The sequence below is a fragment of the Cyanobacteriota bacterium genome, from assembly GCA_025054735.1.
Lineage (GTDB): Bacteria > Cyanobacteriota > Cyanobacteriia > SKYG9 > SKYG9 > SKYG9.
On record JANWZG010000282.1, the window covers coordinates 1 to 5,303 of the forward strand.

A 5,303-nucleotide genomic window follows, 5' to 3' on the forward strand; every position below is an offset into this window, starting at 1 on the left:
GGAAGAGGTAGGCAGCAGATGCACAGGTGCACTAGTGGCAGGAGACAGGGCAGCAGCAGGTGTCGGGGCGTGGCCCAGAGCTAGCCAAGAATCTGGCCGAGTGGAAGCTGCTGGTAACGTCTCCGCAGGCAACGGCACATAGACCTTACGCCGAGACGGCACTGGGCGAGCAGCTCGGCCTCTAGCCACAGCAACGTTGGCGCGAGTCAGTTGACGCGAAATCATAAGGCTACCCATGGCACAACCCACGACGATCGCACCGCACGTCCAAACCACTGGATCTTGAGTTGGGGAGAACGATGACTTAAGCTGCTGAGTTGACGCTGGCACTTTGCTCTCTGGGGATGTAGTCGTAAAGGGTTGCAGGTCAGACATTGAGAACTCACTGGCAGAGGACTCAGTGACAGCCGGGGGTATGACAACAACCGAAGGGCTTTGAGGCACTCTGTCAACAGCACTCGGTATACGGTGGCTTGAGGCGACTGCCGTAGGGATAATGACACGCACTGTAGGCGATGGCTTTACTGCCACAACAGATTTTGGACTCAAGAGATAACTGCCAGCCGCTGCTGCCAAGGTCAGCGCAACAATAGCTGCTCCAGTACAAGCTCCAATAGGATGCAAAATCAGGCGACGGACGATCGCCACACACTCCTTAGTCACCATATTAGTCACCATAGAACCGCCCTCTGCTCGACTAACCATGCAGCAACTCCCTAGTCATGAATTAATGTAAACAAGTCAGTTCGCCAGCCATGCGACCAACCAGCAGCAACTTAGAAGCAACCCCTCAACAAATAACCCCCTCGGTGATAGGGCCAACAAGTAATACTAACGCTCTGAGTAGCCAGCGGCATAACCCACCAGTTCGTAGTGAAGGACTCAAGTTCTGACTACAAGCTATCCGTAGCCGTAGCATGGAGAAGTAGCCTAACCTGTAAACCAGTCCCTAACGCTAGCAAGAGCAGACAGGTTTGTAAACAACCCACCGCTACCTATTAAGAACCAATAGATCACTAGTACAACCCCACAATAGTACATCGTGCTGTACTATTCTGACCAGCCCCATTTATGTTAAGTTATGCAGATTTCAGCAACCGACCACTATTGGCTCCGTAATGCCCATGTTCCCGCGCCCTTGCTGACATCTTCGCTGGCTGAACTCCCCCACCTTCACCTCCACGACAACCTGTGTAGTCTTGACTTAGAAATTCACCATGGCATCATCCACAATATTGTGCCTGCTCAACTAGCAACCGAATCAGATTTCCCAGCCGTTCCTTGCCATGATCTGCGGGGTGGCATTGTCTTCCCCTGTTTTGTAGATATGCACACCCATTTGGATAAGGGTCATATTTGGCCACGGGCTGCAAATCCAGATGGCACCTTTGCTAGCGCTATGGCGGCTGTGCAGCAAGACTCTGAGGCTCATTGGACAGCAGAGGATGTTTATCGCCGTATGGACTTCGGGCTGCGCTGTAGCTATGCCCATGGCACTCAAGCCATTCGTACCCACATAGACTCGTCGGGAGAGCAGGCCGCTATTAGCTTTGGGGTGGTGGAGGCCTTGCAACAAATTTGGGCCGATCGCCTGACGATTCAAGCTGCTTGTCTGATCCCCATGGAGGCATTTCTAACGCCAATGGGAGAACAATTGGCCGATCGCCTAGCTGCTCTGGATGGTGGAGTTCTAGGGGGATTGGTACTCATGCACCCAGAATTAGACCAGCAGCTCGATCGCGCCTTGCAATTGGCGGCTGAACGCCAACTCGATGTGGATTTTCACGCCGATGAAACCCTAGACCCAACGTCTAATGCCCTCCGTCATATTGCTAAGGCAGCGATTCGCAATCAGTTCCCTGGGCGCATCACCTGCGGCCACTGCTGTAGCCTATCCACTCAAGCCCCACAGGTAGTAGAGGAAACCCTACAGTTACTGCAACAAGCCGCGATCGCCATTGTTAGCCTACCCATGTGTAACCTGTATTTGCAAGACCGCCAAGCCCATCGCACCCCTCGCTATCGGGGAGTCACCTTGATTCAAGAGTTGCAGCAGGCAGGCATTCCTGTAGCGATCGCCAGCGACAATTGCCGTGATCCCTTCTATGCCTACGGCGATCATGACATGCTAGAAGTGCTGACCATGGCAGTGCGCATTGCCCAGCTAGATGCACCCTATGGGGACGTAGCGGCAATGGTTAGCCAAACTCCAGCCCAGATGATGGGACTAGACACCATCGGGCAAATCTACATCGGCGCACCGGCTGACTTGGTGATCTTTCGTGCCCGTAGCTTCAGTGAGCTGTTCTCGCGCTCTCAGCACGATCGCATCGTATTGCGTCGAGGACGGGCGATCGACACCACCTTGCCCGACTATGCCGACCTAGACAACCTGTAGAATGGTCTATACCCTCCCTAGATAGCATCCATTAGCCCATGTTTGCCATTCCCCTTGCTTGGTTGCAACTCCTGCGCGAGCGCACCCGCCTGCTCGTTGCGCTGGCAGGCATTGGCTTTGCCGTCATCCTCATGTTTATGCAGCTAGGGTTTCGAGATGCCCTATTTGAAAGTGCCATTACCCTGCACAAAAGTTTACAAGGGGATATTTTTCTCATTAGCCCCCAATCAAATGCCCTAATCGCCATGCGCAGTTTCTCAGAGCGACGGTTGTTTCAAGCAAGGGGCTATGACGGTGTGGATTACGTGAGTCCAATTTATCTGGACTTTCGCCTGTGGAAAAATCCCCAAACTCGTCGCACTAGAGGCATCATGGTGATTGGCACCAACCCCGATGACCCCGTGTTTGACTTACCTGCCTACGATCGAGACCCTCTCACTGGAGCCATTCAACCGGTCAAATTCCAGTCGTTGCTGCAAAAGGTTAAAATCCCTGATCAGGTGTTGTTTGACAAAGACTCTCGTCCAGAATTCATCCCCATCATCGACCCAAAATCCAACACCAAGGTGCTGGACTGGTTCCGAGATGGCACCATGCTCACCACAGAAGTTGGCGGACGGCGGGTAACCGTTGCTGGGCTATTTAAGATGGGTGCTTCCTTTGGTGCAGACGGCAATATTATCACCAGTTACTTAAACTTCATCCGCATTTTTAACAGTCGCAAGCGCGGCATTATTGATGTTGGCCTAGTCAAGCTCAAACCAGGGGCTGATGGGCAACAAGTCTTGGCTGCTATGCGGGGTGAGGCTCCTCCACCTCCTAAAAATTGGTTAGGTCAATCTCCCCAGCCAGAAACACGGCTGTTGACCTGCAAGGATTTTGAACATGTTTCAGCCGCTGGAGCCTTGCCCAAAGATGTGTGCGTGTTGTCTAAGGCAGAGTTTGCGGAGTTTGAACGCAGCTACTGGCAAAATAGTACGGCGATCGGCTTCATCTTTGGCCTCGGTACCGCCATGGGCTTTGTGGTTGGCAGCGTCATCGTCTACCAAATTCTCTACACCGACGTTACCGATCACCTGCCTGAATATGCCACCCTAAAAGCCATGGGCTATCGCAACCTCTACCTCACGGGTGTTGTGTTTCAAGAAGCGCTGATTTTGGCAGTGTTAGGCTACATCCCCGGTTTTGTCTTGTGCCTGGGGCTGTATAACCTCACCCAGAATGCCACCTCACTACCGATCGTCATGACCGCCGAGCGTGCCGTGCTGGTATTTATCTTGACACTGCTCATGTGCATCATTTCCAGCATCATTGCCATTCGTAAAGTCCAATCTGCTGACCCAGCGGAAATCTTCTAGCAGGGTAGACTACTCATCTACAGTCAATCTAGTTGCAGCCAAGCCAACCCACCATGACTAGCCTAGTTCAAATCCCCGATGACTTGCTCTACCCCTCCAGCGATGGTAACCCTATGGCTGAAAACACCCTTCAGTATCGCTGGATAGTCATGATCAAGGAAAATCTAGAAATTCTGTTTGCCAAAGATCCCCATGTTTTCATCGCAGGTGACCTACTCTGGTATCCTATCCAAGTCAGCGAAATTCCTGTTCACGAGACCAGGGCACCCAGCCAAGCACCAGATGTCATGGTCGTATTTGGGGTGAATAAGGGCGACAGACCCTCCTACAAGCAGTTCAGAGAAAACAACATTCCTCCCCAAGTCGTGTTTGAAATTCTCTCTGAAAGTAACAGGACTGCTAAGGGACGAGAAGCCATGCAGCAAAAATTTGAGTTTTATCAGCGGTATGGTGTGGAGGAATATTATGTCTATGATCCGGATGAGCGAGTGCTGCAAGGTTGGCAACGACAAGGACAGGAACTGGTACCCATTCCCACTATGAACCAGTGGGTGAGTCCCCGCTTGGGCATTCGGTTTGAATGGCAGCCAGGACAGGAACTGGTTCTTTACTACCCCGATGGTCGCCGATTCTTGAGTTCTATTGAACTAGCAGAGCAGGCCGAGTTAGCCCAGCGACAGGCTGCCCTAGCCCAGCAACAGGCTGCCCTAGCCCAGCAACAGGCTGAATTGGCTCAACAGCGGGAACAGACAGAGCGACAACGGGCTGAGTACGAGCGATCGCAAAAGGAGTTAGCCCAACAACGAGCCGAGCAACTAGCCGCCTATCTACGGTCGATCGGGATTAATCCTGATGAAATTCCCCCACCGTAAGTGACTACTTGTGGCAAAGTGACTAGCAAGGTGACTACTTGTGGCGAGAGGAATTGAGGGTAAGGGCAACTGCTAACGAAATCAAGCGGGCTGCTGGTCTGTTCACAAAAACTGTCTAGAGTGTTGTAACCCTCAGTTTTGCATTTACCCACAGCCCTAGCAAACTGATGCACAGCGCTTTTTAAGCGTTATGGGTTGTAGCCCTCAGTTTGCCTTTACCCCCAGCCTGCGATCGCTGCTTGTGCCAAAACAACCCTAACCCTGTGGCCACAACCATCCCCAAGGTTGTCGTTGGCTCTGGTATAGCTGCGGTTCCTGCTTGCAAAGACTTGACTGAACCCACAAAAAGGGTTGAGCAATCGGATGTTGAGAACAGGGGCGACTTACAATTGACGTAGTAAAAGCTCCGCACCTCTGTATTGGGGAAGCGATCGGGCAAGCTGGCTAACGGCGTTGGATAGCTAAGCGCATCCCCATTGTAGTCCCACAGATCAAAAGCAGTAGAGACGTAGCGAGTCTTAGCAGGGTCAGTGTATCCTGTCACTTCAAACAGGTATCGCGTAGGTAATTGCAAATATACGTAGGAATAGCCACCATTGATGCTGCCAATAGACTCAAACGTGTGCCCAGCAACGTTGTAGGTAAAGTGGATAGCTGGATCTTGGCCGAAGTAGC

General features: G+C 52.1%; 5 protein-coding genes. 3 read left to right on the forward strand and 2 right to left on the reverse strand.

Annotated elements, in window-relative coordinates; genetic code table 11:
* A partial coding sequence (locus NZ772_13105) for a hypothetical protein (GenBank protein ID MCS6814488.1) occupies positions 1–705 on the reverse strand: 705 nt, incomplete at its 3' end.
* A gap of 376 nt (positions 706–1,081) precedes the next feature.
* Between NZ772_13105 and NZ772_13110 the strand changes: the two genes are divergently transcribed.
* From NZ772_13110 to NZ772_13120, 3 genes are read left to right on the forward strand one after another with little or no spacing between them, the layout of a single operon-like run.
* Positions 1,082–2,398 carry a cytosine deaminase gene (locus NZ772_13110; protein ID MCS6814489.1) on the forward strand — a complete coding sequence of 439 codons (1,317 nt, stop codon included), beginning with the start codon at positions 1,082–1,084 and terminating at the stop codon, positions 2,396–2,398.
* A 38-nt stretch (positions 2,399–2,436) separates the two neighbouring features.
* On the forward strand, positions 2,437–3,756 hold the full coding sequence (locus NZ772_13115; protein MCS6814490.1) for an FtsX-like permease family protein: 1,320 nt from the start codon (positions 2,437–2,439) through the stop codon (positions 3,754–3,756).
* 53 nt (positions 3,757–3,809) lie between these two features.
* On the forward strand, positions 3,810–4,628 hold the full coding sequence (locus NZ772_13120; protein ID MCS6814491.1) for a Uma2 family endonuclease: 819 nt from the start codon (positions 3,810–3,812) through the stop codon (positions 4,626–4,628).
* Between the two features lie 181 nt (positions 4,629–4,809).
* On the opposite strand, the gene NZ772_13125 is transcribed toward NZ772_13120, so the two are convergent.
* On the reverse strand, positions 4,810–5,303 hold a 494-nt coding region (locus NZ772_13125), incomplete at its 5' end, for a PEP-CTERM sorting domain-containing protein (GenBank protein MCS6814492.1).